This is a genomic window from Dactylosporangium sp. NPDC049525 (assembly GCF_040676755.1).
GTDB lineage: Bacteria > Actinomycetota > Actinomycetes > Mycobacteriales > Micromonosporaceae > Dactylosporangium.
Genome location: NZ_JBFAPO010000008.1, coordinates 179,851 through 206,791, shown reverse-complemented (window position 1 = coordinate 206,791; position 26,941 = coordinate 179,851). Strand labels below are relative to the sequence as shown.

General features: G+C 73.1%; 22 protein-coding genes and 1 pseudogene. 16 read left to right on the top strand and 7 right to left on the bottom strand.

The window, feature by feature from the left end; translation table 11 throughout:
- Nucleotides 1–31 precede the first annotated feature (31 nt).
- Nucleotides 32–289, top strand: a complete 258-nt coding sequence (locus tag AB0K00_RS15525) for a hypothetical protein (protein WP_363520871.1) — start codon at nt 32–34, stop codon at nt 287–289.
- Here AB0K00_RS15525 and AB0K00_RS15520 read toward each other — a convergent pair.
- Nucleotides 264–1,475: an MFS transporter gene (locus AB0K00_RS15520; RefSeq protein ID WP_363520869.1), complete on the bottom strand. Its 1,212-nt coding sequence runs from the start codon at nt 1,473–1,475 to the stop codon at nt 264–266. The genes AB0K00_RS15525 and AB0K00_RS15520 overlap by 26 nt on opposite strands.
- Nucleotides 1,476–1,692: 217 nt before the next feature.
- On the opposite strand from AB0K00_RS15520, the gene AB0K00_RS15515 reads away from it, so the two are divergent.
- Nucleotides 1,693–2,520 (top strand): DUF4253 domain-containing protein, encoded by an 828-nt coding sequence (locus tag AB0K00_RS15515; protein ID WP_363520866.1) that lies wholly within the window; start codon nt 1,693–1,695, stop codon nt 2,518–2,520.
- Nucleotide 2,521: 1 nt separating this feature from the next.
- On the opposite strand, the gene AB0K00_RS15510 is transcribed toward AB0K00_RS15515, so the two are convergent.
- Nucleotides 2,522–4,417, bottom strand: a complete 1,896-nt coding sequence (locus AB0K00_RS15510; RefSeq protein ID WP_363520863.1) for an amylo-alpha-1,6-glucosidase — start codon at nt 4,415–4,417, stop codon at nt 2,522–2,524.
- The gene (locus AB0K00_RS15505; protein WP_363520860.1) at nt 4,414–7,044 is read right to left on the bottom strand and encodes a glucosidase; all 2,631 of its coding nucleotides are present in this window, start codon (nt 7,042–7,044) and stop codon (nt 4,414–4,416) included. Before AB0K00_RS15505 ends, AB0K00_RS15510 begins: the two co-directional genes overlap by 4 nt.
- A 182-nt stretch (nt 7,045–7,226) precedes the next feature.
- Here AB0K00_RS15505 and AB0K00_RS15500 point away from each other — a divergent pair, with 182 nt between their 5' ends.
- The 3 genes from AB0K00_RS15500 (at nt 7,227) to AB0K00_RS15490 (ending at nt 10,288) form a co-directional block, all read left to right on the top strand.
- Complete coding sequence (locus AB0K00_RS15500; protein ID WP_363520858.1) at nt 7,227–8,357, top strand: glycoside hydrolase family 19 protein; 1,131 nt, start codon at nt 7,227–7,229, stop codon at nt 8,355–8,357.
- Between the two features lie 67 nt (nt 8,358–8,424).
- On the top strand, nt 8,425–8,925 hold the full coding sequence (locus AB0K00_RS15495) for a GNAT family N-acetyltransferase (protein WP_363520855.1): 501 nt from the start codon (nt 8,425–8,427) through the stop codon (nt 8,923–8,925).
- A 67-nt stretch (nt 8,926–8,992) separates the two neighbouring features.
- A complete protein-coding gene (locus AB0K00_RS15490) occupies nt 8,993–10,288 on the top strand; it encodes an HDOD domain-containing protein (RefSeq protein ID WP_363520852.1) in 1,296 nt (431 codons plus the stop codon).
- On the opposite strand, the gene AB0K00_RS15485 is transcribed toward AB0K00_RS15490, so the two are convergent.
- Together AB0K00_RS15485 and AB0K00_RS15480 are read right to left on the bottom strand one after the other, a co-directional pair.
- Nucleotides 10,282–11,673 (bottom strand): trehalose-6-phosphate synthase, encoded by a 1,392-nt coding sequence (locus AB0K00_RS15485; protein WP_363520850.1) that lies wholly within the window; start codon nt 11,671–11,673, stop codon nt 10,282–10,284. The two genes, AB0K00_RS15490 and AB0K00_RS15485, sit on opposite strands and share 7 nt — an antisense overlap.
- A 65-nt stretch (nt 11,674–11,738) precedes the next feature.
- Entirely contained in the window at nt 11,739–12,377 is a 639-nt protein-coding gene (locus tag AB0K00_RS15480; RefSeq protein ID WP_363520847.1) for a class I SAM-dependent methyltransferase, read from the bottom strand.
- A 60-nt stretch (nt 12,378–12,437) separates the two neighbouring features.
- Between AB0K00_RS15480 and AB0K00_RS15475 the strand changes: the two genes are divergently transcribed.
- Nucleotides 12,438–13,502, top strand: coding sequence for a zinc-binding dehydrogenase (locus AB0K00_RS15475; protein WP_363520844.1), 1,065 nt, complete (start codon nt 12,438–12,440; stop codon nt 13,500–13,502).
- 32 nt (nt 13,503–13,534) lie between these two features.
- Nucleotides 13,535–14,089: a hypothetical protein gene (locus AB0K00_RS15470; protein WP_363520841.1), complete on the top strand. Its 555-nt coding sequence runs from the start codon at nt 13,535–13,537 to the stop codon at nt 14,087–14,089.
- Here the strand turns inward: AB0K00_RS15470 and AB0K00_RS15465 are convergent.
- Together AB0K00_RS15465 and AB0K00_RS15460 are read right to left on the bottom strand one after the other, a co-directional pair.
- Nucleotides 14,065–14,865, bottom strand: a complete 801-nt coding sequence (locus tag AB0K00_RS15465; RefSeq protein WP_363520838.1) for a GntR family transcriptional regulator — start codon at nt 14,863–14,865, stop codon at nt 14,065–14,067. The genes AB0K00_RS15470 and AB0K00_RS15465 overlap by 25 nt on opposite strands.
- Before the next feature lie 187 nt (nt 14,866–15,052).
- Nucleotides 15,053–15,772 (bottom strand): DUF4184 family protein, encoded by a 720-nt coding sequence (locus tag AB0K00_RS15460; RefSeq protein WP_363520836.1) that lies wholly within the window; start codon nt 15,770–15,772, stop codon nt 15,053–15,055.
- 134 nt (nt 15,773–15,906) lie between these two features.
- Here AB0K00_RS15460 and AB0K00_RS15455 point away from each other — a divergent pair, with 134 nt between their 5' ends.
- From AB0K00_RS15455 to AB0K00_RS15415, 9 genes and pseudogenes are all read left to right on the top strand, one after another.
- Complete coding sequence (locus AB0K00_RS15455) at nt 15,907–16,656, top strand: SDR family oxidoreductase (protein WP_363520833.1); 750 nt, start codon at nt 15,907–15,909, stop codon at nt 16,654–16,656.
- Nucleotides 16,653–17,600: an RNA polymerase sigma-70 factor gene (locus AB0K00_RS15450; RefSeq protein ID WP_363520830.1), complete on the top strand. Its 948-nt coding sequence runs from the start codon at nt 16,653–16,655 to the stop codon at nt 17,598–17,600. The genes AB0K00_RS15455 and AB0K00_RS15450 overlap by 4 nt, the downstream gene beginning before the upstream one ends.
- Nucleotides 17,601–17,607: 7 nt before the next feature.
- On the top strand, nt 17,608–18,816 hold the full coding sequence (locus tag AB0K00_RS15445; protein ID WP_363520828.1) for a bifunctional NUDIX hydrolase family protein/GNAT family N-acetyltransferase: 1,209 nt from the start codon (nt 17,608–17,610) through the stop codon (nt 18,814–18,816).
- Between the two features lie 53 nt (nt 18,817–18,869).
- Complete coding sequence (locus AB0K00_RS15440) at nt 18,870–19,472, top strand: sigma-70 family RNA polymerase sigma factor (protein WP_363520825.1); 603 nt, start codon at nt 18,870–18,872, stop codon at nt 19,470–19,472.
- Nucleotides 19,456–20,604, top strand: a complete 1,149-nt coding sequence (locus tag AB0K00_RS15435; protein ID WP_363520822.1) for a hypothetical protein — start codon at nt 19,456–19,458, stop codon at nt 20,602–20,604. Before AB0K00_RS15440 ends, AB0K00_RS15435 begins: the two co-directional genes overlap by 17 nt.
- Nucleotides 20,601–21,530 (top strand): ABC transporter ATP-binding protein, encoded by a 930-nt coding sequence (locus AB0K00_RS15430; protein ID WP_363520820.1) that lies wholly within the window; start codon nt 20,601–20,603, stop codon nt 21,528–21,530. Before AB0K00_RS15435 ends, AB0K00_RS15430 begins: the two co-directional genes overlap by 4 nt.
- Nucleotides 21,527–22,366: an ABC transporter permease gene (locus AB0K00_RS15425; RefSeq protein WP_363520816.1), complete on the top strand. Its 840-nt coding sequence runs from the start codon at nt 21,527–21,529 to the stop codon at nt 22,364–22,366. Before AB0K00_RS15430 ends, AB0K00_RS15425 begins: the two co-directional genes overlap by 4 nt.
- An 18-nt stretch (nt 22,367–22,384) precedes the next feature.
- Nucleotides 22,385–24,196 (top strand): hypothetical protein, encoded by a 1,812-nt coding sequence (locus tag AB0K00_RS15420; protein WP_363520813.1) that lies wholly within the window; start codon nt 22,385–22,387, stop codon nt 24,194–24,196.
- Between the two features lie 46 nt (nt 24,197–24,242).
- A pseudogene (locus tag AB0K00_RS15415) lies at nt 24,243–26,515 on the top strand (excinuclease ABC subunit UvrA).
- The last annotated feature ends 426 nt before the right edge of the window (nt 26,516–26,941 follow it).

The window sequence follows — 26,941 nt, the reverse complement described above, 5'->3', positions numbered from 1 at the left end:
GGAGCTGCGGCTGGGTGAGCATCAGGCCGCGGTGGCGGAGCTCGCCACCGCGGGCGGCGACCACGCCGCGGCGTTCGCCCGGTACGAGCGCACCATGCGGTCCCATGTGGAGGGTTGCCAGAAGCTCGCCGACTCGGTCAGGTTCATGGTGCCCGGCAGTCGCTTCGCCGCCGGGCTCATGCGGCTGAACATGCGGATGATGCCCTACCTGCCGTGGCTGCGGGACCTGCCGGCGAAGATGGCCCACCGCGCCGCCGGCGCCATCACGCTCCCGGCGTATCACGCCTGAGCCCCGGCCGGGGGAACAGGGCAACGATGAGCGGCAGTGGTATCAGCGCGGCCATGGTGACGGCGAGGCCGATCCGGTCGGCGGCCCAGCCGATGAGGGCCGGACCGAGCAGGATCCCGGTGTAGGTGAACGTGGTCAGCCGCGACACCAGGGTCGCCGTGGGGGTGCCCGGCAGCCGGCCGACCGCGCTGAAGGTCAGCGGTATCAGCACCGAGGAGCCCAGCCCGGCAAGCGCGAAGCCGGCCACCGCCGCGGCGGGATGCGGCGTCAGCACGGCGGCGGCGAGGCCGCCGGTCGCGATCGCGGCCCCCAGGCGGAACAGCGTGTCACCGCCCCAGCGGCTGGTGAGCCGGTCGCCGGCGAGCCGGCCCAGGGTCTGGCCGCCGGTGTAGGCGGTGATCGCGGCCGCGGCCATGCTGAGGGTCGCGTGCCGCTCCTCGTGCAGGAAGACGCCGCCCCAGCCGAGCGCCGCACCCTCGCAGATCATGAGTGCGGTGGCGGTCAGGCCCAGCATGAGCAGGGCGCCGCTCCAGCCGGTCCGGAAACCCGCTGCGCCGTCCTGCCCGGTGGTGTCGCCGGCCCCGGCCTCGACGCGGCCGGTTTCCGGCAGCCGGGGACCGAGCACGAGGCCGGCGGCCAGCAGCAGGGCGCCGGCGGTGACGAGGTGAGCGGCGAGCGAGACCTCGGTGTGGGTCAGGGCGGCGGTGGACAGCGAGGCGGCGACCGCGCTGATGCTCCAGGCCGCGTGGCAGCCGTTGAGGACCGGACGCCCGGCCCGGCGTTCGACGGCGACCGCACTGGTGTTCATCGCCGCGTCGGTGGTGCCGTGGACCGCGCCGAGCACGGGCGCCAGGGCGGTGAACCACCATGGGCCGGGCGCGACGGCGATGCCGGCCAGCAGCAGCGGCATGACCGCAAGAGCCACGCGCAGCACCGCGCGGGTCCCCACCCTGGCCGTCAGCGGACCGACGCCCTGCATGCAGGCCAGCGCGGCCAGCGCGAACAGCAGGCCGGTCAGCCCGAACTGTCCGTCGGTGAGCTGGTAGGCGTCCTTGAACGAGGGCGCCCGCACGATGTAGGTCGACAGCGTGAGCCCGTTGAGGAAGAACACCGCGGTCACGGCCCACCGCCCCGGCGTCCCGGACACGACGGGCTGATCGACGCTTGACTGCTCGTTGACGGTCATACAGGCCACCCGCTCTCGACGCGGACCCGGACGGGCCCCACCCTGATGACGAACGGCACTCGGCGAAATTCGACAACCCACCGTCAAGCAAGCACTGTCGGCAGGGCGGCGAAGGCACCACTGCGGGCGAACCTCCCCGAACACCCGGCCGTGGCCGGGCACGGCAAGTAGGGGCGATTCTGCTGACGGTGGCATGCGGCCGGGGGACAATTGGATCATGGTGGTGGGGTTACCCGAGGTGACTGCCGCGCTGCAGGGGACGTCGCTGGCGGGGCTACCTGTCCGGGACGGTCCCGGCGGTGCGCTCGTGGTGCCGGGAATCGCGCCGGACACGTTGCACGACGCATGGCGGGCCGCGCATGCGGTGCTCCCCGTCACGGGGCGGTGGCCGGTGTTGGTGGCGGACGATCCGTTCGAGCACTCGGTCGATGTCGACCTGGCGGAGCTCGACCGGGCGGCCCGCACGTTCGACCCATGGCCATACTTCCAGGAAGAGGACGACGGCGACGCGGCCGAGGACGATCAGGTGCCGCTGGAGTATTTCACCAGCGGCCGGTACGGCATCGACGTCACGGCGGAGGTGCTCCCGCGGGTGGCGCTGCCCGTCGGCCGGCAGGAGCTGCTGCGGCGGGCGTACGACCACGTACTGTCCGATCCTGCGCTCGCCGCACGGGTCCTGGGAACGGTCAGCCACGTGGTGCGCCCGGGCCATTGGTTCACCCCGCGCGAGGTGTGGCTGATGCTGCTGCCGACCGCGTTCCCCTGGCTCGCCCCGCCGTGGATCGGGTTCTACGGCACGCTGGGCGAGGAGTACGAGCTCGCCGCCGCCCTGTGGCAGTGGCGGCGGCGCTGGGACGCGCGGCTGGTGGCCGGCTGGCGCACGATGCTGCAGTTCGAGGTCCACCGGCCGCCGGCACCGGGCGACGACGCGTGGGCCGCCGCCCGGCAGATCCTCGCCCTCGGACCCAGCTTCGATATCCAGCAGTGGGAGCTGGCCGTCGCCGTGCCCGAGAGCGAGGCCTGGTTCATCCACAACCGACCCTGACTCACCCAACCGCGGCGCGGGCGCGGATCACCTCCGCGACCGACCAGGCCTGGAAGGGGCAGCCGGTGGCGGTGTGCGGGGCGTCGCCGTCCATGGTTTCCGACACCGAGCCCAGGCCCCACTCCCCCAGGTGCAGCTCCAGGCCGTCCAGGACGCCGCCGACGTCGGCGCCGACCCGCTGGGCCGCGTCGACGAACGGGCCGATCAGCCACGGCCAGACGGTGCCCTGGTGGTAGGCGCGGTCGCGGTCGGCCGGGCCGCCCTGGTGGTGGCCCTGGAACCCGGGTGAACCCGGCGCGAGCGAGCGCGGGCCGAGCGAGGTGAGCAGCGTGGTGCGGCACACCTCCACGATCCGTGGATCATCGGCCGGGACATGGGGCAGTGCGGCCGCGAGGAGCTGGTTCGGGCGCACGGTCGGGTCGTCGCCGCCCGGGCCGTCGACGACGTCGAAGAGACCGTAGCCGTCCGGGCGGGGGAAGCGGTGTGCGAACGACGTGGCGGCCCTGGACGCGGCCGCGGCCCAGTCGTGGCGGCGGCCGATGCGGTCGAACAGGGCGGCCGTGGTGGCGAGGCCGGAGATCCACAGGGCGTTGATCTCGACCGCCTTGCCCTGGCGTTCGGTGACCGGGTCGCCGCCGACGCGCGCGTCCATCCAGGTGAGGGCGAATCCCGGCTTGCCCTGGGTGAGCAGGCCATCCGCCGGGTCGGCGGCGATGCCGTAGCGGGTGCCGCGCTGATGGTGCTCCAGCACCGCATGCATGCTGTCGGCGAGCGCGGCGACGGTGTCCAGGTCGCCGGTCGCGGCGCAGTACCGGTCGATCGCGTGCAGGAACCACAGCGCCGCGTCCGCGGTGTTGTACTCCAGGGTGCCGGTGTCGGCGGTGTTGGCCAGCATCCCCTCCGACACCGTCGCCCCGGCGCGCAGCAGGACCCGGCGGGCGTCGTCGGGCCGGTTGGTGGTCAGCAGCAGGCCCTCGAAGGACGTCATCAGGTCGCGCGACCACTCGCCGAACCACGGGTAGCCGGCGACGGCCGACGGGCCGGTCGGGGTGTCGATGACGAACTGGTCGGCGGCGATCGCGAGCTGCCGGCCGGCGTCGTCGGTCGCGCCGGAGGTCCGGCCGAGCGAGCGGGCGCGGTCGCGGGCGGCGGCGACGAGATCGGGCCCGGCGGGCAGCACGCCGCCGAAGGGAGCCGCGGCGGCCGTCACCGACGCGGTGTCGCCGGGTGACAACGAGGCGGTGAACCAGCCGGCGGCCCACAGGTCCTCGTCCGGGTTCAGCCCCCGGGCGGCCTCCTCGCGGGCGTGGACGCCGCGGAACCACTCGCCGCCGGGCTGCCAGTTCGGGCCGGTCACCCGGTAGGCGCCGTCGAACTCGAAGCCTTCGGCGACCGGGGTCACCCACGGCTCGCCTTCGCCGTGGCGTTCGCCGTGCACGTCGCGCCAGGTGCACAGCGGGGTCAGCTCGAGGGTGATCGGTCGCGGGGCGCGCAGGACGCGGAACACGACGCCGACCGCGGGACGGCCGTGCGCCATCGCGACCTCCCGCTGCACGACCACGTCGCCGAGGTCCCAGCGCCAGCACGGTACGCCGTCCTCGAGGCGGAACTCCGCGAGGTGCACGTATCCGGCGGGGTCGACGGTGCCGCTGGCCCATTCGTCGGTGGCGAGCCGGAACACCCGGTCGCCGGCCCGCACGATGGGGTCGAGGGCGGCGAGGCCGAGCATCCGGGAGCTCGCGCCGGGCGTCGCGACCGCGAGCAGGCCGTGGTAGCGGCGGGTGCGCAGGCCGGCGACGGTGCCCATGGCGTAGCCGCCGAGGCCGTCGGTCACCAGCCATTCGCGGGTGGAGGACTGGGCGAGGTCGCCGCACACCTGGCGGCCGAACGTGATCACTTGGCAACCCCCGTCGGGCGGGCGACCATCTCCGCGAGGAGCCCGGTCCAGCCGGTCTGGTGCATGGCGCCGAGGCCCGCGCCGTTGTCGGCGTGGAAGTACTCGTAGAACAGCAGGTTGTCGCGCCAGTTCGGGTCGTGTTGCATGCGGTCGACCCAGCCGAAGGCCGGCCGCCGGCCGTCGGGGCCACGCCGGTACAGCGAGAGCATCCGCTGCCGCAGGTCCTCGGCGATCTCCCCGGCCGTGCACTGCCGCCCGGAGCCCGTCGGGTATTCGATCTTCACCGAGTCGCCGAGGTTCGCCTGGTAGTCCTCCAGCGTCCGCATCACGAGGTAGTTCAACGGGATCCACAGTGGACCGCGCCAGTTGGAGTTGCCGCCGAACATGCCCGTGGTGGATTCGGCGGGTTCGTAGCTGACGCTGGCGGTCCAGCCGGGCAGCTCCACGCTGAACGGATGCGTGGCGTGCCACCGGGACAGGGCGCGCAGCCCGAACGGGGACAGGAAGCTTTCCTCGTCGAACAGGTGCGGCAGGATGCGGCGGGCCCGGCCGTGCGCGGCCACCCCGACGGCGATGAGGCCGGTGTCGCCGTCCTCGTCGCTGAGCACCTGGTGCGACGGCATGTCGGCGAAGCCCTTGGACAGCCGGCGGACCCGCGTGAAGTCCTCCTGCCGCAGCGCCTTCGTGGCGAACAGCGGGATGACGCCGACCATCGACCGCACCCGCAGCGGCGTGCTGGAGCCGTCGGGGGCGCGCAGCATGTCGTAGTAGAAGCCGTCCTGCTCGTCCCACAGGTCGTTGGTGCGCATCGCCTCAGAGATCAGCGCGAAGTGCTCCAGGAACTTCACGACCAGGTCGTCCAGCGCCGGGTTGTGCTTCGCCAGTTCCCGCGCCATCTCGAGGAGGTTCAGGCAGTAGAACGCCATCCAGGCCGTCGCGTCGGACTGCTCCAGCCGGTACCCCGGCGGCAGATGGGACCGGTCGATCGGGCCGATGTTGTCCAGGCCGAGGAAGCCGCCCTCGAACAGGTTCCTTCCGGCGGCGTCCTCTCGGTTGACCCACCAGGTGAAGTTCAGCACCAGCTTCGAGAAGACCCGGGTGAGGAACTGCAGGTCGCGCCGTCCGTCGATCTCGTACACCTGCAGGGCGGCCCACGCCTGCACCGGCGGGTTGAGGTCCTCGAACGCCCACTCGTAGGCGGGTATGGCGCCGTTGGGATGCTGGAACCATTCGCGGCACAGCAGGACCAGCTGATACTTCGCGAACGCCGGGTCGAGGTGGGCGAGGGCGACGGCGTGGAAGGCGGAGTCCCACGCGGCGAACCACGGGTATTCCCACGGGTCCGGCATCGACATGATGTCGGAGGCGTCCAGGTGCCGCCAGCCGGCGTTGCGCCCCTGCTGCCGGCCGGGCGGGGGCGGCGGCTGCCCCGGGTCGCCGTTGAGCCACTTGGCGACGTCGTAGTTGTAGAACTGCTTGCCCCAGATCATGCCGGCGAAGCCCTGCCGCATGATCATGGCGTCCTCGTCGCTGGTCCCGGGTGGCGTCAGGTCCGCGTAGAAGGCGTCGGCCTCGGTACGCCGCTGCTTCAGCACCTTGTCGAACCCGGGTCCGAAGGCGGCCCGGTTCGTGGAAGGCGCCAGCCGCAGTGACAGCGCGACCGTCTCGCCGGGCTGGACCGTCACCTGATACCAGAACGCGGCCTTCGTGCCCTCCTGCGCCGGGTTGACGGTGTCGGCGCCGTGCACCACGTGGTCATTGATGCCGTCCTTCGGAAACGGCGTGCCGGACGGGACGCCGTAGAGCCGCTGCGCGTTGGTCTCGTTCTCGCAGTACACCTGCCGCGGCATCGTGCCGTCCGGGCCGGCGGCGGCCTGCAGGACCATCGGCCCGAGGCCCTCGTGCTCGATGCCGATCACGGCGTCGCCGGCGGCGGCCAGGCGGGGGCGGGCAGCGCCGCCGTCATCGGACGGGGACCAGGACCACGTGTTGCGGAACCAGACGGTCGGCAGCACGTGCAGGGTCTCCGCGTCCGGTCCGGGGTTGGTGATGCGGATCCGGATGCGCATGTCGTCCGGGTCCGCCTTGGCGTAGTCGGCCTCGACGATCCAGTACCGGTCCTCGTCGAACACGCCGGTGTCCAGCAGCTCGAACTCCGGCTCCTCCCGCGACCGGCGGCGGTTCTCGCTCGCCAGCTGCTCATACGGGAACGCCCGCTGCGGGTAGTGGTACCGCCAGCGCAGCCAGGCGTGGCTGGGCAGCGCGTCGAGGTACCACCAGTACTCCTTGGCGTCCTCGCCGTGGTTGCCCTCATTGCCGGTCAGCCCGAAGATGCGCTCCTTGAGAATCGGGTCCCGGCCGTTCCACAGGCCGAGCCCGAAGCACAGCCGCTGCTCGGCGTCGCTGATGCCGGCCAGGCCGTCCTCGCTCCACCGGTACGCCCGGGACCGCGCGTGGTCGTGTGGGAACGCCTCCCACGCCGTGCCGTCGCCGCTGTAGTCCTCCCGCACCGTGCCCCAGGCCCGCTCACTGAGGTAGGGGCCCCACCGGTACCACGGGCTGGCGTCGAGCAGCCCGTCCTCGGGCCGCCCGAACGACTCGACCCGCTCCCGCTCCGCATTGCTCATGCCGCCAGCGCATCATCCCGCGGTGTGCCCGGGCGTCACCCCGGCGGCATGAGCAGGCATCGTCGGCACCTCGCGGGCTTAAAGGAAAGACTCTTTACAGTTTGCTTTTTTTGCGATATGAAACAAGTCACACAGAGACCAGGGTCCATGTCCCGCCTCTCCCTCACCCCAGGAGCTCCATCATGGACAGATCACGATCGGCGCGCCTGCGCCGGGTGCTCGTCGCGGCGGTCGCCGTCGTCGTCGGCACCTTTGTCCTCATCCCGGGCTCCGCCGCCGCGGCGGGCACCGGCACGATCACCGGCTACGGCGGCAAGTGCGTCGACGTCGCCGGCGCCAACAGCGCGAACGGCACCAAGGTCCAGCTGTGGACGTGCAACGGCACTGCCGCGCAGAACTGGACCGTGGGCACCGACGGCACGATCCGGGCCCTCGGCAAGTGCCTCGACGTCTCCGCCGGCTCGACGGCCGACGGGGCCAAGGTCCAGCTCTGGGACTGCAACGGCAGCGGCGCCCAGCAGTGGGTGGCCAACGCCGCCCGCGACATCGTCAACCCTCAGGCCAACAAGTGCCTGGACGCCACCGGCGTGAGCTCGGCCGACGGCACGGCGCTGCAGATCTGGACCTGCGGCGGCGGCGCCAACCAGAAGTGGACGGTCCCGGGCGGTAGCACCGGCGGTGGCGGCGGCGGCGGGAGCGGCTTCGTGGTCAGCGAGGCGCAGTTCAACCAGATGTTCCCGAACCGGAACTCGTTCTACACCTACGCCGGGCTGACCGACGCCATGAAGAAGTACCCCTCGTTCGCCACCACCGGCAGCGACACCGTCAAACGCCAGGAGGCCGCCGCGTTCCTGGCCAACGTCAGCCACGAGACCGGCGGGCTGGTGTACATCAACGAGATCAACACCGCCAACTACCCGCACTACTGTGACACCAGCCAGTCCTACGGCTGCCCCGCCGGCCAGGCCGCGTACTACGGCCGCGGTCCGATCCAGCTGAGCTGGAACTTCAACTACAAGGCCGCGGGCGACGCGCTCGGCGTCAACCTGCTCAACAACCCCAACCTCGTGGCGACCAACTCGTCGATCTCCTGGCAGACCGGCCTGTGGTACTGGATGACCGGCACCGGCGGCGCCGGCACCACCTCGCACAACGCGATGGTGAGCAGCCAGGGCTTCGGCGTCACGATCCGCGCGATCAACAGCATCGAGTGCAACGGCGCCAACCCTGCCCAGGTGCAGAGCCGCGTGAACAGCTACAACCAGTTCACCGGGCTGCTGGGCGTTCCCGCGGGCGGCAACCTGTACTGCTGACAAGACGAGGGGGCCCGCTACCGTGTGTCTGACGGAGCGGGCCCCCAACGATGTGACGAGGTGCGGCGTGGACCCGGCGACGATCACCACCGGGCGACTGTTGCTGACGCCGCTGCGCGGCGCCGACGCCGACGCGATGGCCGGCGTCCTGCGCGACGAGGCCCTGCACGAGTTCACCGGCGGCGTCCCGCTCGGCCTCGTCGAGCTGCGCCGCCGGTACGACCGGCTCGAGGCCGGATCGGGCGACCCCGACGAGTGCTGGCTGAACTGGATCGTGCGCCGCCAGCCGGACGGGGAGGCGATCGGCACGGTGCAGGCGACCCTGACCCGCCTCGACGGCGGCTGGACCGCCGAGATCGCCTGGATCGTCGGCGTGCCGTGGCAGGGGCGGGGCTACGCCGGGGAGGCCGCGACGGGCCTCGTCCGCTGGCTGCGCGAGCAGGGGGTGCCGGTCGTCACCGCCTGCATCCACCCCGACCATCACGCCTCGGCCGGGGTCGCGGCGCGGGCCGGGCTCACCGTGACGGCCGAGCTGGTCGACGGCGAGCGGGTGTGGCGTACCGGATGAGCCGTCCAGTCGGTCCGTATTCCTCCGTTTTGCGGTAATCGGTGGATTTTCGGGCGATCATGACGAGGTGAGCCAGGAAACGGGTGGGCCTGACGGCGATCACGTGGTCCACGTCGGGCGGCAGCCGATCTACGACCGCGACGGGGCAGTGGTCGCGCACGAGCTGTTGTTCCGGGCCGGAGCGACCGCCTCGAGCGCCTCCCGCCGCGACGCGCACGCCACTGCCCGCGTGCTGGTCGCGGCGTTCACCGAGTTCGGGCTGGACGAGGTCTCCGCCGGGCGCGTCTGCTTCATCAACCTGACCCGGGACTTCCTCATCGGGCACCTGCCGCTGCCGTTCGACTGCAGCCAGGCGGTGCTGGAGGTGCTGGAGACGACCGACGTGGACGAGGAGGTCCTGGCCGGCGTCACCGCGCTGCACGAGCAGGGCTTCACCATCGCCCTCGACGACTTCGTGTTCGGCTCCAGCCACGAGAAGCTGCTCGACGTCGCCACCTACGTGAAGATCGACATGCTGGACGCGGACGAGGCCACCATCCGCGCGACCGTCGTCAACTGCCGGCTGCACAGCCACCTGCAGCTCATCGCCGAGCGCCTGGAGACGCCGGAGGCGCTCGACCTGGCGATGTCGCTGGGCTTCGAGTTCTTCCAGGGGCACGTCCTGGGCCGCCCGCACGTCAGCTCGACCGTCGCGCTGGCCCCGTCGCGCCTCACCCGCCTGCGGATCATGGCCGCGCTCAGCGCCGACGACGTCGACATCGACGAGCTCATCGACCTCGTCGGCCAGGACGCAGGGCTGAGCCTGCGGCTGCTGCGGGCCACGAACGCGGCGTCGTTCGGCCTCAACCGGACCGTGTCCTCGATCCGCGACGCGGTCGTGGCGCTCGGCCTGGCCCGGCTGCGCCAGTGGGTGACGCTCATGCTGGTCGCGGACATCACCGAGGCCGACCCGGAGCAGCTCAGCCAGCTGCTGATCCGGGCCCGGTGCTGCCAGCTGCTGGCCGAGTCCGCCGGGCTGCCCGGCGAGCCGGCCTACATCGGCGGGCTGCTGTCCGCCGTCGCCGACCTGTTCGGCGAGAGCACCGAGCGGATCCTCAACGGCGTACCGCTGGACAAGGCGCTCACCGACGCGCTGGTCACCGGCAGCGGCCCGCTCGGCCAGGTGCTCACGGCCGTGCGCGCGTACACGGCGCCGAGCGTCGTGCCGGACCCGCACACGCCGCTACCGGCGCCGGCCACGGACGACCCGGCGGTCCTCGCGTCGCTGTACCTGGCCGCCGTCCGGTGGGCCAACGCGACGCTGAGCGACCTGTCCGGCGAGCTGCGCCACCGCGAACCTGACCGGGTCCCCCAGGGTCACTGACCGCCGGCAAGCGCTTCCAGGAACTCCCGGGCCCAGCGGTCCACGTCGTGGGCCTGGACGCGGGCGCGCATCCGCCGCATCCGCACCGTCCGGTCGTCCGGCGGCTCCTCGAGGGCGGCGACGATCGCGCGCTTGAGGTCCTCGACGTCGTGCGGGTTGACCAGGAACGCGTCGTCGAGCTCGGCGGCGGCGCCGGTGAACTCGCTGAGCACCAGCGCGCCGAGCTCGTCCCGGCGGGCCGCGACGAACTCCTTGGCCACCAGGTTCATGCCGTCGCGCAGCGGGGTGACGAGCATGACGTCGGTCGCCAGGTACAGCGCGACCAGCTCATCGGGCGAGCGCGACTGGAACAGGTAGTGCACGGGGACCTTGCCCACGGCGCCGAACTCGCCGTTGATCCGGCCGACCTCGCGTTCGACCCGTTCCCGCAACTGCTGGTACTGCGCGACCCGCATCCGGCTGGGGGTGGCGACCTGCACGAGGACGACCTCGTCGTTGGACACGACGCCCTCGGCGAGCAGCTCCCCGAACGCCTCGACGCGCTGCTCGATGCCCTTGGTGTAGTCGAGGCGGTCGACGCCGAGCAGCAGCCGCCGGGCGCCGCCGAGCTCGGCCTGCAGCCGGTCCGCCTCCCGCCGCACGGCGGGGTCGGCGGCGAGGCGGTCGATCTCGGCCACGTCGATCGAGATCGGGAAGGCGCTCGCGACGACGGTGCGGCCGTCGTGCACGACCCGGTCGTCGTCCGGTTCCAGGCCGAGCAGCCGGGCGGTGAGCTGCAGGAAGTTCTGCGCCGCGAGGGGCCGCTGGAAGCCGACCAGGTCGGCGCCGAGCAGCCCGCGCAGCAGCTCGGCCCGCCGGGGCAGCTGCATGAACAGCTCCACCGGCGGAAACGGGATGTGCAGGAAGAAGCCGATGCGCAGGTCCGGCCGCAGCGCGCGCAGCATCGCCGGCACCAGCAACAGCTGGTAGTCGTGGACCCACACGGTGGCACCGTCGGCGGCGACCTCGGCGGTCGCCTCGGCGAAGCGGCGGTTCACCGAGTCGTATGCCTGCCGCCACTCCCGCCGGTGCACCGGTGGCTCGACGAGGTCGTGGAACAGCGGCCAGACGGTCGAGTTGGACTGGCCCTCGTAATACCGGTCGACGTCCTCGGCGCTCAGCGGCACGGGCCGCAGCTGGATCCCGTCGACCTCCTCCGGCCCGGTGTCGTCGTCGGGGGCGCCGGTCCAGCCGACCCACGCCCCGCCGGAGCTGCGCACGATCGGTTCGAGGGCGCTGACCAGCCCGCCGGGGCTGCGGGTCCAGTGCTGCTCGCCGTCGTCGTCGGTCGTACGGTCGACGGGCAGCCGGTTGGCCACGACGACGAACTCGTACCCGTCACCCATCAGGACGTCTCCACACCCACCGGATTACCTCACCCGGCGCGCGGGAAACCGCATCCGGGAAAGAATCACGCGGGACGGCGCGCGAAGAGGATCGCTCCGGGCACTTCCTGGTCACGGTCGAGCACCAGCTCCGCCTCGACGGTGAGCCCCGCGTCGCGCAGCCAGCCCGCGACCCGGTCGGGCCGGCGGCGGTGCACGTGGACCCGCATCGGGTGCCCGCCGTACCCCTGCGTCTTGAGCCGCGACCCGTCGCCGACGTGGAAGCCGATCAGCAGCGGGGCGCCGGGGCGCAGCACCCGGCGGAAGCCGTCGAACACCTTGGGGACCTCGCCGTCCGGGACGTGGATCAGCGACCAGAACGCGAGCAGCCCGGCGACCGAGGCGTCCGGCAGGTCCAGGTCCGTCATGGAGCCGACCTCGAAGCGGATGCCGGGGTGCTCACGCCGGGCGAGGTCGATCATCGCCGGGGACAGGTCGACGCCGAAGACGTCGACGCCCAGGCCGCGCAGGTGCGCGGTGACGTGCCCCGGCCCGCACCCGACGTCCACGACCGGCCCGTCGCCGCCGACCAGGTCGGCGAACAGTGCCAGGCCGGCGCGCAGGTACGGCAGGCCGGCCAGCGCGTCCCGCACGAAGTCGGAGTAGCTCTCCGCGACGGTGTCGTAGGAGGTCCGGGTGTCCGCCAGCCAGTCATCCGCGCTCATGGTCCGACACCGTAGCGCCTCGCTGGAGGCCCGCTGGAGCACGGCTGGAGGACCGCTGGAGTGCCGCTGGAGAGCGTGGCCGGGGCGATGCGGGTCGCGTACGGTGGCGGCGTGCCCGCCGTGGAGATCGTCCTGCCGCACGCCGTCGAACCGGAAGGCCTGCTCCTGCGGGAGAAGCCGATCCCGCGACCCGGTCCGCACGAGGCGCTGATCCGCGTCGAGGCCAGCGGCATGTCCTTCGACGACATGCTGATGCGGCGCTGCACCTGCCTCGACCGGCGGGTGTTTCCGATGGTGCCGGGTCGCGACCTGGTCGGCGTGGTGACCGAGGCCGGCGCCGCGGCCGACCCGGGGCTCGTCGGCCGGCGCGTCGCCGCGGTCGTGCCGGGCGGCGGGTGGGCCACGCACGTCACCGTCGCCGCCGCCGCGCTCACGGCGGTGCCGGACGGCCTCGGCGCGGTCGACGCGGTGGCGCTGGCATACCCCGGGCTGCTGGCCTGGCACATGCTGCACGACCTCGCCGGCGTGCGGTCGGGGCAGGTCCTCGCCGTGCCGGGCGCGCCGGGCTGGGTCGGCACGACGCTCGTGCAGCTCGCCGGGCACGCGGGTGCGCAGGTCATCGGGGTCTCCAGCACCCGCCAACTGGCCGGGGTCACCGGCCTGGACTTCATCCCGGTCGACCACTGGGTCGAGGACGTCAGCGAGCGGGTGCGGCAACTCGCGCCGGACGGGGTCGACGCGGTCTTCGACACGATCGGCGGCCCCACCCTGCCGGAGTCGTGGGAGCAGCTCAACAAGGCCGGGATCCTGGTGTCCTACGGGCACTTCGCGACCCGGGACGTGCCCGGCGACCCGGTCGAGCGGCACGCCGCGCTGGTGGCGCAGTTCGACGCGTGGGCCGCGACGTCGACGGGTCGCCGGGCGGTCGTCGCCGACCTGTTCGCCGCCGGCCCGCCCGACCCGGCCTGGAGCCGCACCGTCCTCAGTGGACTGTTCGAGGCCGCGACCGGCGGCCGGCTGCGGCCCTACGTCGCCGCGACCTACCCGCTGGGCGAGGCCGCGGCGGCGCTGCGCGAGTTCGAGGTCGGCGGCATGGTGGGCCGGGTCGTGCTGGTCAACGACTGACGCCGCGGTTGCACCTGCGATACTGCCATCCCATGGGGGTCGAGGATCCGGCGCGGAAGTCCGACCGAGGCACCGTCGAGGTGGTCGATGCGGCCGGATTCCTCGCCGCGGGCGACGCCGTGGTGCGCCTCTACGCGGCCGTGTTCACCGGGCCGCCATGGCACGAGCCGCCCGACCGGACCGACGCGTTCCGGGACACCCTGCCCGGCGAGGCCGCGCGGCCGGGGTTCCGCGCCGCATTCGGCCGTGACGCCGCCGGGGCCCTGGCCGGCTTCGCCTACGGGTACACCACCGCCACCCCGTTCCCCACCGGCAGGAGCTACGACGACGTCCGGCTCGCCCTCGGCGCCGCGGACACCGGCGCGCTGTCCGGCACGTTCGAGGTGCTGGAGCTGGCGGTGCACCCGGCGGCGCAGGGCGGCGGGCACGGCCGGCGCATCCTCGGCGCGGTCGTCGGTGACCGGCCGGCGTGGCTGCTCACCGCCGAGCACGCGGAGGCCACGGTCGCCTTCTACGACCGCGTCGGCTGGCACCGGCTGGGCGCCGCGAACGGCATCCTGGTCTACACCGCGCCGCCGGCTTCCTGACCCGCGGGCCCGTCCGGCCAGTGCCGCTCGAACACGATCTTGTGGCGGTCGCCGGGCAGGACGTTCACCGCGCACTGCACCGGCAGGTCGGTGACGGTGTAGCCGGTGTCGTAGTGCACCGCGACGGGCGTGCCCGGGCCGAGGTCGAGGCGGTGGATCTCGCCGGGCGTCGGCATGCGCACGAAGATCTCGTCGATGGCGTGATCCTGCCGGTACCCCAGCTCGGCGAGGACCTGATCGGTGCCGCGCGGCAGGTACGCCGGCAGCATGATCTCGGAGTCCTTGACCAGCTCGATCGGGAAGTGCGAGTCGTTGAGGTTGGTGGGCTCGCCGTTGATGGACCGGATCCGGCGGCGGGCCACGACCGTCGCGCCGACGTCGAGCCGCAGCCGGGTCGCCAGGTCGGGGGTCGCCTCGATCAGGGCGACCTCGATGACGTAGCTCGGGGTGCGGCCCTCCGCGACGATCTGCCGCGAGAAGCGGTCCATCTGCGGCGTGGCCGGCTGCGGGCGCGACTTCTGCTGCGGCCGGTAGATCATGTGCTCGCGCTGGCGGACGAAGTAGCCGTGCGGGCGGCGGGCGACGATGAGCCCCTCGGTGACCAGCACGCCGAGGCCGGCGCGCACGGTCTGGCGCACGACGCCGAACCGGTCGGCGATCTCGTGCTCGGTCGGCAGCCGGTCGCCGGCCTGCAGCCCGCCGGACAGGATCTCGTTGCGGAACGTGGCCGCGATGCGCTGGTAGGCCGCCGTCCCGGCGCTTCCCGCTGCCGCCACCGTGCGCCGCCTTCCCGCTGTGCCCTTGACACCGGCCCGCCACCAGCCACAGCATCATACTCAACGCGCAGATTGTCTAGTCAATCTGTCGATCGGTGCCGCCGCCGACGGAAGCGAGCCGACCGCATGCCACTCCCCCTGCTCCGCGCCCGCCGCGGCCGCAGGACCGACGACCTCGCCGGGCTCGTCACCGTCGAGTCCCCGTCCACCGACGACGCCGCCACTGCGGCAACCAGGACCGCACCGTACAGGCGAACGACGCGGCGAGCAGTCCGGCGGCGACCGCGCACATCAGCCGGACCAGGCTGGTGTGCACCAGGGTCGCCGCGGGCAGGAACGGGACCGCCGCGGCGGCGGCAAGGGTGACGGCGACGGCGATCGTCCAGAAGAGCCCCAGCCGGCGGCGCACCGCCGGCGGGTCGCCGTGCCATCGGCGCACCAGCCGCTGCCTGCCGATCACCACGACGAGCGCGAGCAGGCCGGCGGCGCCCAGGACGTGCATCACGTACTCCGACACGGGCGCGATGGCCTCGAGGCGGTCCAGCGCGAGGTGGCTGGCCGCGCCGAGCAGCGCCGAGGACACCACGACCCGCCACCCGGGCCGGAACCGCCCGAGCGCGCCGTAGTCGGCGAGCGCCAGCGGCCCCCAGACCGGCAGGTGCGCCGCGACCACCGGCGCGACGCGGCGGATAAGCCACGTCGCGGCCAGGGTGACCGGCAGGCACCACACGACCAGCCCGGGCACCTGGTGCGACAGCGGCCAGACCGGCAGCCCGGAGCCGTCCAGCGCATATGCGAGGTCCGGCGCCATCGACCCGATGACGAGCGCGATCTCGTCGAACCAGCGCGGCCGCCACAGCTTCAACGGCAGCACGGCAGCGGGGTGGGTCGGGAAGGTCAGCGGCACCACGGCAACGCTAGCGGCGAGCCGTGCAGGCCCCGTGCCCCGCACGTGGAGATCGTGTGACGGTCCTCATGTCACAGCCGGCCGTGCTGTCTCGTCTCGTGATCGTCCAACGAAACGAACAGCAAGGAGCGGGCATGCGTCAGATTGCGCTCATCACCGGGGCGAACAAGGGGATCGGCCGCGCGGCCGCCGAACAGCTCGCGGCCCTGGGCATGACGGTCCTGATCGGCGCCAGGGACCCGCGGCGCGGCGAGGAGGCCGCCGCGGCGGTCCGCGGCGAGGGTGGCGACGCGCACGCGCTCGTCCTGGACGTCACCGACCTGCCCACGGTCCAGGCGGCCGCGAGGCAGGTCGGGGAGCGTTTCGGCCGCCTCGACGTGCTGGTCAACAACGCCGGCATCACCGGCTCCGGGCAGGTCTCGCCCCAGGACGCCACCGACCAGGTGCCCAGCTCCGTCGAGCTGGGCATGGTCCGGGCGGTGTTCGAGACCAACGTGTTCGGGGTGATCGCGGTGACCAACGCCATGCTGCCGCTGCTGCGGCGGTCGCCGGCGGCGCGCATCGTCAACGTCAGCAGCCACGCCGCGTCGCTGACCCTCACCAGCGCCCCGGACGGCCCGTTCGCGGCGCTGCTGCCGTCGGCCGCGTACACGCCGTCGAAGGCCGCGCTGAGCGCGCTGACCGTGCAGTACGCCAACGAGCTGCGCAAGGACGGCATCCTCGTCAACGCCGCCGCCCCCGGCTTCGTCGACACCGACAGCAACAACCACACCGGGTTCCTGACGCCCGCACAGGGCGCCGCGGTCGTGGTGCGCCTGGCCACGCTCGGCGCGGACGGGCCGACGGCCGGGTTCTTCGGCGCGGACGGGCCGGTGGCGTGGTGACGGCGCCCCGGGCCGAGGAGTTCGAGCGGCTGCGGCCGCTGCTGTTCTCGATCGCCTACCGGATCCTGGGCAGCGTGAGCGAGGCCGAGGACGCGGTCCAGGAGACCTGGCTGCGCCACGCCGCGTCCCCGACCCCGCCCGCCTCGGCCAAGGCGTTCCTGTCGGCCGTGGTCACCCGCATCTCGATCGACGTGCTGCGCTCGGCGCGGGTCCGGCGGGAGGAGTACGTCGGGCCGTGGCTCCCCGAGCCGCTGCTGACCGACCCGTTCCAGGACCCGGCGCGGTCGGCCGAACTGGCCGACTCGGTGTCGATGGCGGCGCTGCTGCTGCTCGAGCGACTCAGCCCGCTCGAACGGGCGGTCTTCGTCCTGCGGGAGGTGTTCGCCTTCGGCTTCCCCGAGGTCGCCGCGGCCGTTGGGCGTTCCGAGGCGGCGTGCCGCCAGCTCGCGGTGCGGGCGCGCCGCCACATGGATGCGGGCCGCCCCCGCTTCGACGCCGACCGGGCCGAGCGCGAGGAGCTCGCCGGGCGGTTCCTCGACGCCTTCCGGGATGGCGACGTCGACGGGCTGACCGAGCTGCTCGCGGCCGACGTCCAGATGATCGGTGACGGCGGCGGCAGGGCCCCGCAATGGGCGGACCGCTACGCCGGCGTGGGGCGCGTGGCGCAGGTGCTCGCCGCGCTCGCCGCGCTGTTCGCCGGGATCGGCGCGCGGGTGGCGCCGCACCGGGTGAACGGCCAGCCGGGCGCGATCTTCCGCGACCGGGACGGCAAGGTCCTCAGCATCTGGGCCCTCGACGTCCTCGACGGGCAGATCCAGCTGATCCGCACCGTGAACAACCCCGACAAGCTCGGTCACCTGGGTCCCGTCGCCGACGCCTGGGCCGCGCTCCGCGAGGCGAACCAGGCCCGCCGCCCCGCGGGCCGACCGCGGGTCCGGGCATGATTTCGGCGTGGCCACCTATGCCGTCGCGCTCGTGTTGCTGGTCGATCCGTCCGGCGCGGTGCTGCTGCAGCACCGCGACGCGGACGCGCCCGTCTCGCCGGGTCAGTGGAGCCTGCCGGGCGGCCACGTCGAGCCCGGCGAGTCACCCGAGGCGGCGGCCCGGCGGGAGCTGCTCGAGGAGACCGGCCTGGCAGCGGGCGAGCTGTCCCTGCTGTGGAGCGGTCCGCGCCCGTATGAGGCCGGCTTCCCGCACACCGTGACGGTCCACGTGTTCCGTGGCGCCACCAGCGCCCGGCAGGAGGACGTCGTGCTCGGCGAGGGGCAGGCCATGGTGTTCGTCCCCCGGGCCGACGTGCTCGACCGTGCGCTGGCCGCCACCTCCGCGCTCGTGCTGTCGGCGCACCTGCACTCCGACCGGAACCCGCCACCAGGGACCGGTGCGGCCTACGGAATGGTGGGCGGCATGACGACTGGAACGAACCCCGCCGGCCTGGCCGGGGCGCCGCTGCGGCAGGCCCGCAACTCCGCCGCCTTCTGGGCCGCGACCGGCGTGGCCCGCGGCCACGAGGTGATCCGCCGCCCCGGTTTCCTCGCCGTCGCCGGTGACGAGCGGGCGGGCCTGCGCATCCTGATCCAGGAACCCGGGCTCGGCGCGGACGAGGTGGCCGAGGTCACCGATCTGGCGGGCCGGGCCGCGGGACCCGTGGACGTCGAGGATCCGTTCAGCTCGACCGACCTGCACCACCTGGGCATGCGCACCTGGCAGATGCCCGTCATGCTGCGCGGGCCCGGCCCGGTCGAGGCACCCGCGATGCCCGTGACCCGGGTGCGCGACGAGGACGACCTGCACGCGGCCGAGCGCGCCGTGATCGCCGGCTTCGAGCTGGCCAGGTTCGAGCCGCACCGCGGCGGCGAGCTGTTCCCCCCGGCGCTGATCGAGCAGCCGGGTGTCGACGTGTTCGTCGCGCGCCTCGACGGGGCGGTCGCCGCGGCGTGCGTCACTGTCGTGGACCAGGGGTTCGGCAGCCACTACTGGGTCGGCACCCCGTCGGCGTTCCGCTCCCGTGGCGTGGGCCGCGCGGTCATGCTCGGCTCCCTCGCGCACCTGGTGGACCTGCCGGTCACGCTCACCGCATCGCGACTGGGCCGGCCGCTGTACGAGTCCCTCGGCTTCACCACCGCGGCCCAGTCGACCTGGTGGTCGTCCACGCGCTGACACCCGAGGTCCCGCCGGTGTCACATTCCGGGCCGCGGCGGTGCTCAGTGGATGTGCAGGAAGATGTCAAGCTCGTCGGACCCGCCGCGGCGGTGATGTGGCCCCGCGGGCAGGTCAAGCGGAAGGACGCCGTCGCCGTGTCGAGTCCTCCGGGGCGTGGGGAGGCCGTGCGCGCCGACCTCGAACAGGTGTTCCGCGCCGCGTATCCCAGGGTCGTGGCCGTCGCCGCGCGGGTGCTCGGGTCCAGGGACCACGCCGAGGACGTGGCACAGGAGGTGTTCCTGACGTTCGGGCGGTCGTCGGTACCGGCGGCCGAGGCCCTCGGCTGGCTCTCCGTCGCCGCGGCGCACACGGCGCTGAACCACCTGCGGTCCGGGCGCCGCCGGGCGTCCCGGGAGGAGGCCGCGGGCGGCGACACCGTCAGCCCCGACGTGGCCGACGCGGTCGTCACCCTCGACGAGCGGCGCCGGGTGCGGGCGGCCCTCGCACGGCTGCCGCGACGGCAGGCGGTGGCCCTGGTGCTGCGGCACAGCGGCCTCAGCTACGCCGAGGTGGCCGCCGCCCTCGACCTTTCCCCCGGCAGCGTCGGCACCACGGTGCGGCGCGCCGAGTCCGCTCTACGCGAGGAGTTGAACCGTCATGCGCCATCCGACTGACGGCACGCTGCGCCGGCTCCTGGACGAGCCGGAGGGCGTCGCCGACACCGACCGCGAGCACGTCGCCGGCTGCCCGGTGTGCCTGGCCGGGCTGGCCGCCGCCCGGGACGACGCGGCGCTCGCCGGTGCGGCGCTGCGCTTCGATGCCGACACCGACACCGACGTCGACGCGGGGTGGCGCCGGCTGTCCGCCAATGTCACCGCCGAAGTCACCGGCGCGGTCACCGGCGCGGTCACCGGGGCGGTCACCGGGGCGGTCACCGGCGCGGCTCGGCCCGTCGCCCCGGCCGGCCGGGGCAGGCGCTGGCGGGCGGCGCTGCGCAGCCCGGTGGTCGCGGCGGTCGCCGCCGTCGCGCTGCTGACCGGTGCGAGCGCCGCGGCCGCCGCGGACTGGCTGCAGATCTTCCACACCGACCGGATCGCCCCGGTCACCGTCACCCAGGCCGATCTGGTCACGATGCCGGACCTGTCCGCGTACGGCGACCTCACCGTCACCAACGGCCCGCACGTCCGGCAGGTGGCCGACGCCGCCGCGGCGCAGTCGGCCACCGGGCTGTCCGTGCCTCGGGTCGGCAAGCTGCCGCGCGGCGTGAACGGATCCCCGTCGTTCCAGGTCGGCGACCGGGCGGACGCGGTGTTCACGTTCTCCGCCGGGAAGGCCGCGCAGACGGCCGCCGCGGCCGGCAAGGCGCTGCCGCCACCGCCGGCGGGCCTGGACGGCAGCCAGTTCCGGCTCAGCGCCGGGCCGGGGCTCGCCGCGGTCTGGCAGGGCGGCCACAACGCGCCGGCGATGGTGGTGGCCCGGGTCGTCGCACCGGCCGCGTACTCCTCCGGCATCCCGTTCGAGACCGCCCGTGACTACCTGCTGACGCTGCCCGGCCTGCCCGAGTCCGTCGCGTCGCAGCTGCGCGCGTTCTCCGGCAACGGCACGACGCTGCCGATGATCGTGCGGTCCGGGCAGAAGACCGCCACCGCCGACGTCGACGGGAAACCGGCCACCGTCCTCACGACCCGCGACGGCGTGATGTCGGGTGTGGTCTGGGTCGACGACGGGGTCGTCACCGCCGTGGCCGGTTCCCTGACCGCCGACGAGGTGCTGTCGGTCGCCCGCGGCCTGCGGTGGGACCGGTGAGCGCCCCCACCGCGGAGTCGCCGGCGGTCTGGTGTTCCGGCCTGCGGAAGCGGTACCGCCGGCAGGTCGCCGTCGACGACGTCTCCTTCACCGTCCGGCGGGGCGAGGTGCTGGGACTGCTCGGACCCAACGGCGCCGGCAAGACCAGCGCCATCAAAATCCTGCTGGGCCTCGTGCGTCCCGACGCCGGTGAGGTGCTGCTGCTCGGCCGCCCCGGGCGAGACCCGGCATCGCGGGCCCGCGTCGGTTACCTGCCGGAGCTCTTCCGGTACCAGCCCTGGCTGACCGCGGCCGAGGTGCTCTCCCTGCACGTCAAGCTCGCCGGCGCGGCGGTGCCGGACCGGGAGCGGCGCGAGTGCCTGGCCACGGTCGGGCTCGCCGACCGCGCCGACGACCGGGTCGGCGGCTTCTCCAAGGGCATGCAGCAGCGGCTCGGCCTGGCGGTCGCCCTGGTCGCCCGCCCCGAGCTGGTGATCCTGGACGAGCCGACGAGCGCCCTGGACCCGCTCGGCCGCGCCGACGTCAGGGACCTGCTGCTGGCCCTGAAGGACCGTAAGGTCGCCGTGCTGCTCAACTCCCACCTCATCGGCGAGGTGGAGCGCGTCTGTGACCGGGTCGTCATCCTCGACAAGGGCCGGGTGGCCGCCGCCGGCACCCTCGCCGAACTGCTCGGCGGTCGCGAACTGCGGCTGCGGCTCGACGGTGTCGGCGAGGCGGCGGCGGCCCGGCTGGCCGCGGTCGGGGCACTGACCCGCAGCGGGTCCGCGTACACCGTCACCCTGCCCACCGAACAGGACGCCGACCTCGTGCCCGCGCTGATCGCCGACCTGGTCGCCCTGGGCGTCCGGGTGCACGCCGTCGAACCCGCGCGGGTCACGCTCGAGGAACGGCTGCTGGACATCCTCCGTACCGGAGCCGCCGCATGACGATCTTCATCATCGCCGCCCTCACCTTGCAGGAAGCATCCCGCCGGCGGGTGCTGCGCTCGCTCGCCGTCATGACGGCGCTGCTGCTCGGGCTCAGCGCCTGGGGCTTCTCCCGCATCGACGCCACGTTCGGCGGCATGACCAGCGGCGAGGCCCGCATGACCGCGGCGGCGGTGCTCAACCTGGTGATGTTCGGCCTGAGCCTGATCTCCGCGCTCGGCACCGCGTTCCTCGCCGGCCCCACCCTCGCCGGCGAGATCGAGTCCGGCGTCGCCCTGGCGGTGCTGACCCGCCCGGTGCGCCGCAGCGCCGTCCTGATCGGCAAATGGCTCGGCCTGGTCACGTTCGGCAGCGGCTTCGTCGCCGTCGCCGGGCTCACCCAGCTGCTCATCGTCCGCATCACCGTCGGATACTGGCCGCCGGAGCCGGTGACCGGCCTGGCCCTGCTCGCCGGCCAGGCCGTGGTGCTGCTGACCCTCGGCCTGCTGCTGTCCACCGTGATCTCGCCGATGGCGTCGGGCATCGTGTCCGTCGGCCTGTTCGGCGCCACCTGGATCGCCGGCGTCGTCGGCGCCGTCGGCGAGGCCCTCAACAACCCGAGCCTCACCCAGGTCGGCACCGTGTCCCGGATGCTGCTGCCGACCGACGGCCTGTGGCGCGGCGCCATGCACGCCTTCCAGGACCCGACCCTGCTGACCCAGTTCAGCGAGGCCTTCGAGGGCCACCCGTTCCTGAGCCGGACCGGCCTCACGGTCGCCTATGTCGCCTGGTCCGGCGTGTGGGTCACGGTCGTCCTGGGCCTCGCCGCGGCCGCCTTCCAACGCCGGGACGTGTGATCGTTATGGTCCGTGTCCATGGGATTGTGGATCGCGTACGCCCTGACCCGCTCCGCGGCGCTGCCCGACGACCTCGGCGGGTGGGTCGTGGGCAGCGGCACCGCCGAGGGCTGGTCCGTCCACGCACGGCGCACCGCTGACGCATCGGCGCCGCCGTGGTCCGCGGTGCCGGGGCCGATGCTGACGGCAACGGTCATGGACAGCGACGTGGCGCTGTTGGTCGGCTGGCACGACGGTCAGGAACGGTTCCGGTGGCTGTTCAACCAGGAGTCCGGCGTGCACCACGGCTTCGCGTTCCCCGACGAGGAGCCCGACGAGGCGACGCAGGCCGCGCAGCGCGCACCGGTTGTGGCGGCCATGCTCGGCTGGATGGCCGAGGCGGGCGTGGGCGGCGGCGACGGCGGACGGCTGGACGACATCCTGTCGCGTGGATACGTGTACGCCGAAGACGGCCTGTACGCGGCGCTGAGCGAGCTCGCGGTGACCCCGCCCGGCACGCGCATCGAGACGCCCAGGCTCCCTTCGGTCATCGCCCCCGACAGCGGCGCACCCGCTCCCAGCGCACCGCCCGTCCGGCCGGAACCGCTGCCCCTCACGCTGGCCAACGGTGACGCGAGTGTGTTACCGGAGCAGCAGCGGTACGTCTACCTGGCGGCCGCACTCGACCACACCCGTCCGGCGTGGGACGCGTTCGTGACGGCGCACGAGCTGGAGTGCTGGGGTCGGCCCGGCTGCCTGATCGCGCGCTCGTCGGGCCGCGTCGACGCGGGCGGTCTGGCCGGCCACAAGTACTGGAGCGTGCTGCTGGGCAGCGAGCCACCGATCGACCTGCCGAACCTGCACCAGCTCGGCCACGCGCCGTCGCTGCCGGTGCTCGGCCGGTGGCACGTCGCGCCGCAGGAGCTGACCGATCCGGCCGCGGTCGCGGCGTGGGCCCGGGCGAACGTCGCCGCCGACGTGGAGCCGCCGTCACCGTCGGGCGACACGGCGTACACCGAAGAAGCCGCGGGCTGGCAGGGGCTGCTCCTGATGCGGCCGGAGCCGACGACCCGGCTCGGCGAGCCGGTCCTGGCCTGCGAGCTGTACACGTACGCGGATCTGGTCGAGCGGTCGCCCGAGGTGGCCGCTTGGCTGGCCGAGGCGCGGCGGGCGCTGGTCGACCCGGTCGTGGCGGCGCTCGGCGAGCGGGCACCGTACGGTGTCACCGTCCAGATCGAGGCGATGTCCACGAAGGGCCGCTGGTCGCAGCTGCCCGGCGACGCGGCGTCCTGGGAGCAGGCGCTGACCCGGCTCCGCGCCGGCCAGTTGCACTTCATCTGCCTCGAGGTCCGCGCGCTCAACGGCGAGGGCCGGGAGTCGCGGTACCGTGGCGGCATCCGTCTCACGGTCCAGCTGCGCGACCCGACCGGCCACCCGGCCACGATCTCGTTCCACCTGGGCCGGTCGCTGCTGGGCAGGGTGGGCGGCGATGTGCTGGGCCTGGCCAGATCCGCCGCGGTCATGATGGAGGCGGCCACCGGGCACGTCCACGCCGGCACCAACTGGGGCCGCAACTCGCCGTTCGAAATGCGCCGGCACGCACCGTGGCAAGGGCAGCGCCTGGACGCGATGACCCGGGGCGTGCACTGGGGCAACCTGGTCGGCCCCGGCCACCTCGCCGCGGTCGGCGACCTGCGGCGGTTGCTTGCCGACGGCCGGATCGCGCGGCTCGAACAGTGGTCGGTGCGGCCGGAGCTGTGGTGGTTCGAGCTCTCCGCCGACCCGTTCGAGCCCCGCATCGAGCAGGCCGACCTGCTCGCCGACGCGCTCGCCCCGGTCATGCCCGGCTGAGCGTTGAACGGCCGAAACTGTCAGACCCCTCGTTTAGAGTGGCCCGGTGCATGTCGCAGACAGTCATGACCTGATCAAGGTCCACGGGGCCCGTGAGAACAATCTGAAGGACGTCAGCGTCGACATTCCGAAGCGACGCCTGACGGTGTTCACCGGTGTGTCTGGATCCGGTAAGAGCTCGCTCGTGTTCGGCACGATCGCCGCCGAGTCGCAGCGGCTCATCAACGAGACCTACAGCGCGTTCGTGCAGGGGTTCATGCCTAGCCAGTCGCGTCCGGACGTCGACCTGCTCGAGGGGCTGACCACGGCGATCATCGTCGACCAGGAGCGGATGGGTGCCAACTCCCGGTCCACGGTCGGCACGGCGACCGACGCCAACGCGATGCTGCGCATCGTGTTCAGCCGGCTCGGCGTGCCGAGCGCCGGTCCGTCGTTCCACTACAGCTTCAACGTGCCCGCCGGCGCGTGCCCGGCGTGCGAGGGCATGGGCAAGGCCAACGACATCGACCTCGACGAGCTGTTCGACCGGGACAAGTCCCTCGCCGAGGGCGCCATCACGATCCCGGGTTACAGCGTCGACGGCTGGCTGGTGCGCATCTTCGCGGCGTCCGGCTTCGTCGACGCCGACAAGCCGATCCGGGACTACAGCGAGCAGGAGCTGCACGACTTCCTCTACAAGGAGCCGGTCAAGGTCAAGGTTGAGAACATCAACATGACCTATGAGGGGCTCGTCCCCCGCGTCCAGAAAGCGTTCCTGCAGAAGGACAAGGAGGCGCTGCAGCCGCACATCCGGGCGTTCGTCGAGCGGGCCGTCACGTTCACGGCGTGCCCCGAGTGCGGCGGCACCAGGCTCAACAAGGCGGCGCTGGAGTCCCGCATCGACGGCGTCAACATCGCCGACGCGTGCGCGATGCAGATCAGCGACCTCGCCGACTGGGTCCGCGGCATCAAGGACCCGGCGGTGGCACCGCTGCTGATCACGCTGCAGCAGACCCTCGACTCGTTCGTGGAGATCGGCCTCGGTTATCTGTCGCTGGACCGGCCGTCCGGCACGCTGTCCGGCGGCGAGGCGCAGCGCACCAAGATGATCCGGCACCTCGGGTCGAGCCTCACCGACGTGTCCTACATCTTCGACGAGCCGACGGTCGGGCTGCACCCGCACGACATCCAGCGGATGAACGGGCTGCTCGTGCGGCTGCGCGACAAGGGCAACACGGTGCTGGTCGTGGAGCACAAGCCGGAGACGATCGCGATCGCCGACCACGTCGTCGACCTCGGCCCGGGCGCCGGCGGGGCCGGCGGCACGGTGTGCTTCGAGGGCACCGTCGACGGGCTGCGCGCCAGCGGCACGCTGACCGGCCGCCACCTCGACTACCGGGCCGAGCTCAAGTCGAAGACCCGCACGTCGAAGGGCACGCTGCCGATCCGCAACGCGACCCGGCACAACCTGCGCGACGTCAGCGTCGACGTGCCGCTCGGCGTGCTGTGTGTGGTGACCGGGGTCGCGGGATCCGGCAAGAGCTCCCTCATCCACGGTTCGGTGCCGAAAGGCGCCGGCGTCGTCTCCGTCGACCAGACCGCGATCCGTGGCTCGCGCCGCAGCAACCCGGCGACCTACACCGGCCTGCTCGACCCGATCCGCACCGCGTTCGCGAAGGCCAACGGCGTGAAGCCGGCGCTGTTCAGCGCCAACTCCGCGGGCGCCTGCCCCAACTGCAACGGCAACGGCGTCATCTACACCGACCTGGCGATGATGGCCGGGTCGCGACCGTGTGCGAGGAGTGCGAGGGCAAGCGGTTCCAGGCCGCCGTCCTCGAATACAAGCTCGGTGGGAAGAACATCAGCGAGGTGCTCGCGATGTCCGTCACGGAGGCGGAGGCGTTCTTCGCCGCCGGCCACGCAAAGTCGGCGGGCGCACACGCGATCCTGCACCGCATGGCCGACGTCGGCCTCGGCTACCTGACCCTGGGCCAGCCGCTGACCACGCTGTCCGGCGGCGAGCGGCAACGGCTCAAGCTGGCGATCCACATGGCGGAGAAGGGCGGCGTCTACGTCCTTGACGAGCCGACGACCGGCCTGCACCTCGCCGACGTCGAGCAGCTGCTCAAGCTCCTCGACCGGCTCGTCGACTCCGGCAAGTCCGTCATCGTGATCGAGCACCACCTGGCCGTGATGGCCCGCGCCGACTGGATCATCGACCTCGGCCCCGGCGCCGGCCACGACGGCGGCAAGCTCGTCTTCGAGGGCACCCCGGCCGCCCTGGTCGCCGCCCGCTCAACCCTCACCGGCGAACACCTCGCCGAGTACGTCGGCGCGTAACGGCCGCTCCCCGGCACACACCTGCCGCGTCGCCGCCTGCTCCACTGCCCGGGTTCACGGCCGGGGTCGTGGAGCAGGCAAGAGGGTCGCTTCCGCTGGTCCACGCTGCCGCGACGAAGAGCCCGCTCACGCCGAATGACGCGCCGAGCCGAATGGCACACTGAACCGCCGCGCCCCGAGCCACCAGCCGCCACGCCGCCCAGCCGCCGCGCCCCGAACCGCCCAGCCGCCGCGCCGCACCCCGAACCGCCGAACCGCCGCCTGCTCCACTGCCCGGGTTCATGGCCGGGGTCGTGGAGCAGGCAAGAGGGTCGCTTCCGCTGGTCCACGCTGCCGCGACGAAGAGCCCGCTCACGCCGAATTGCGCGCCGAGCCGAGTGGCGCATTGAGCCGCCGCGCCCCGAGCCGCCCAGCCGTGGCCCGAGC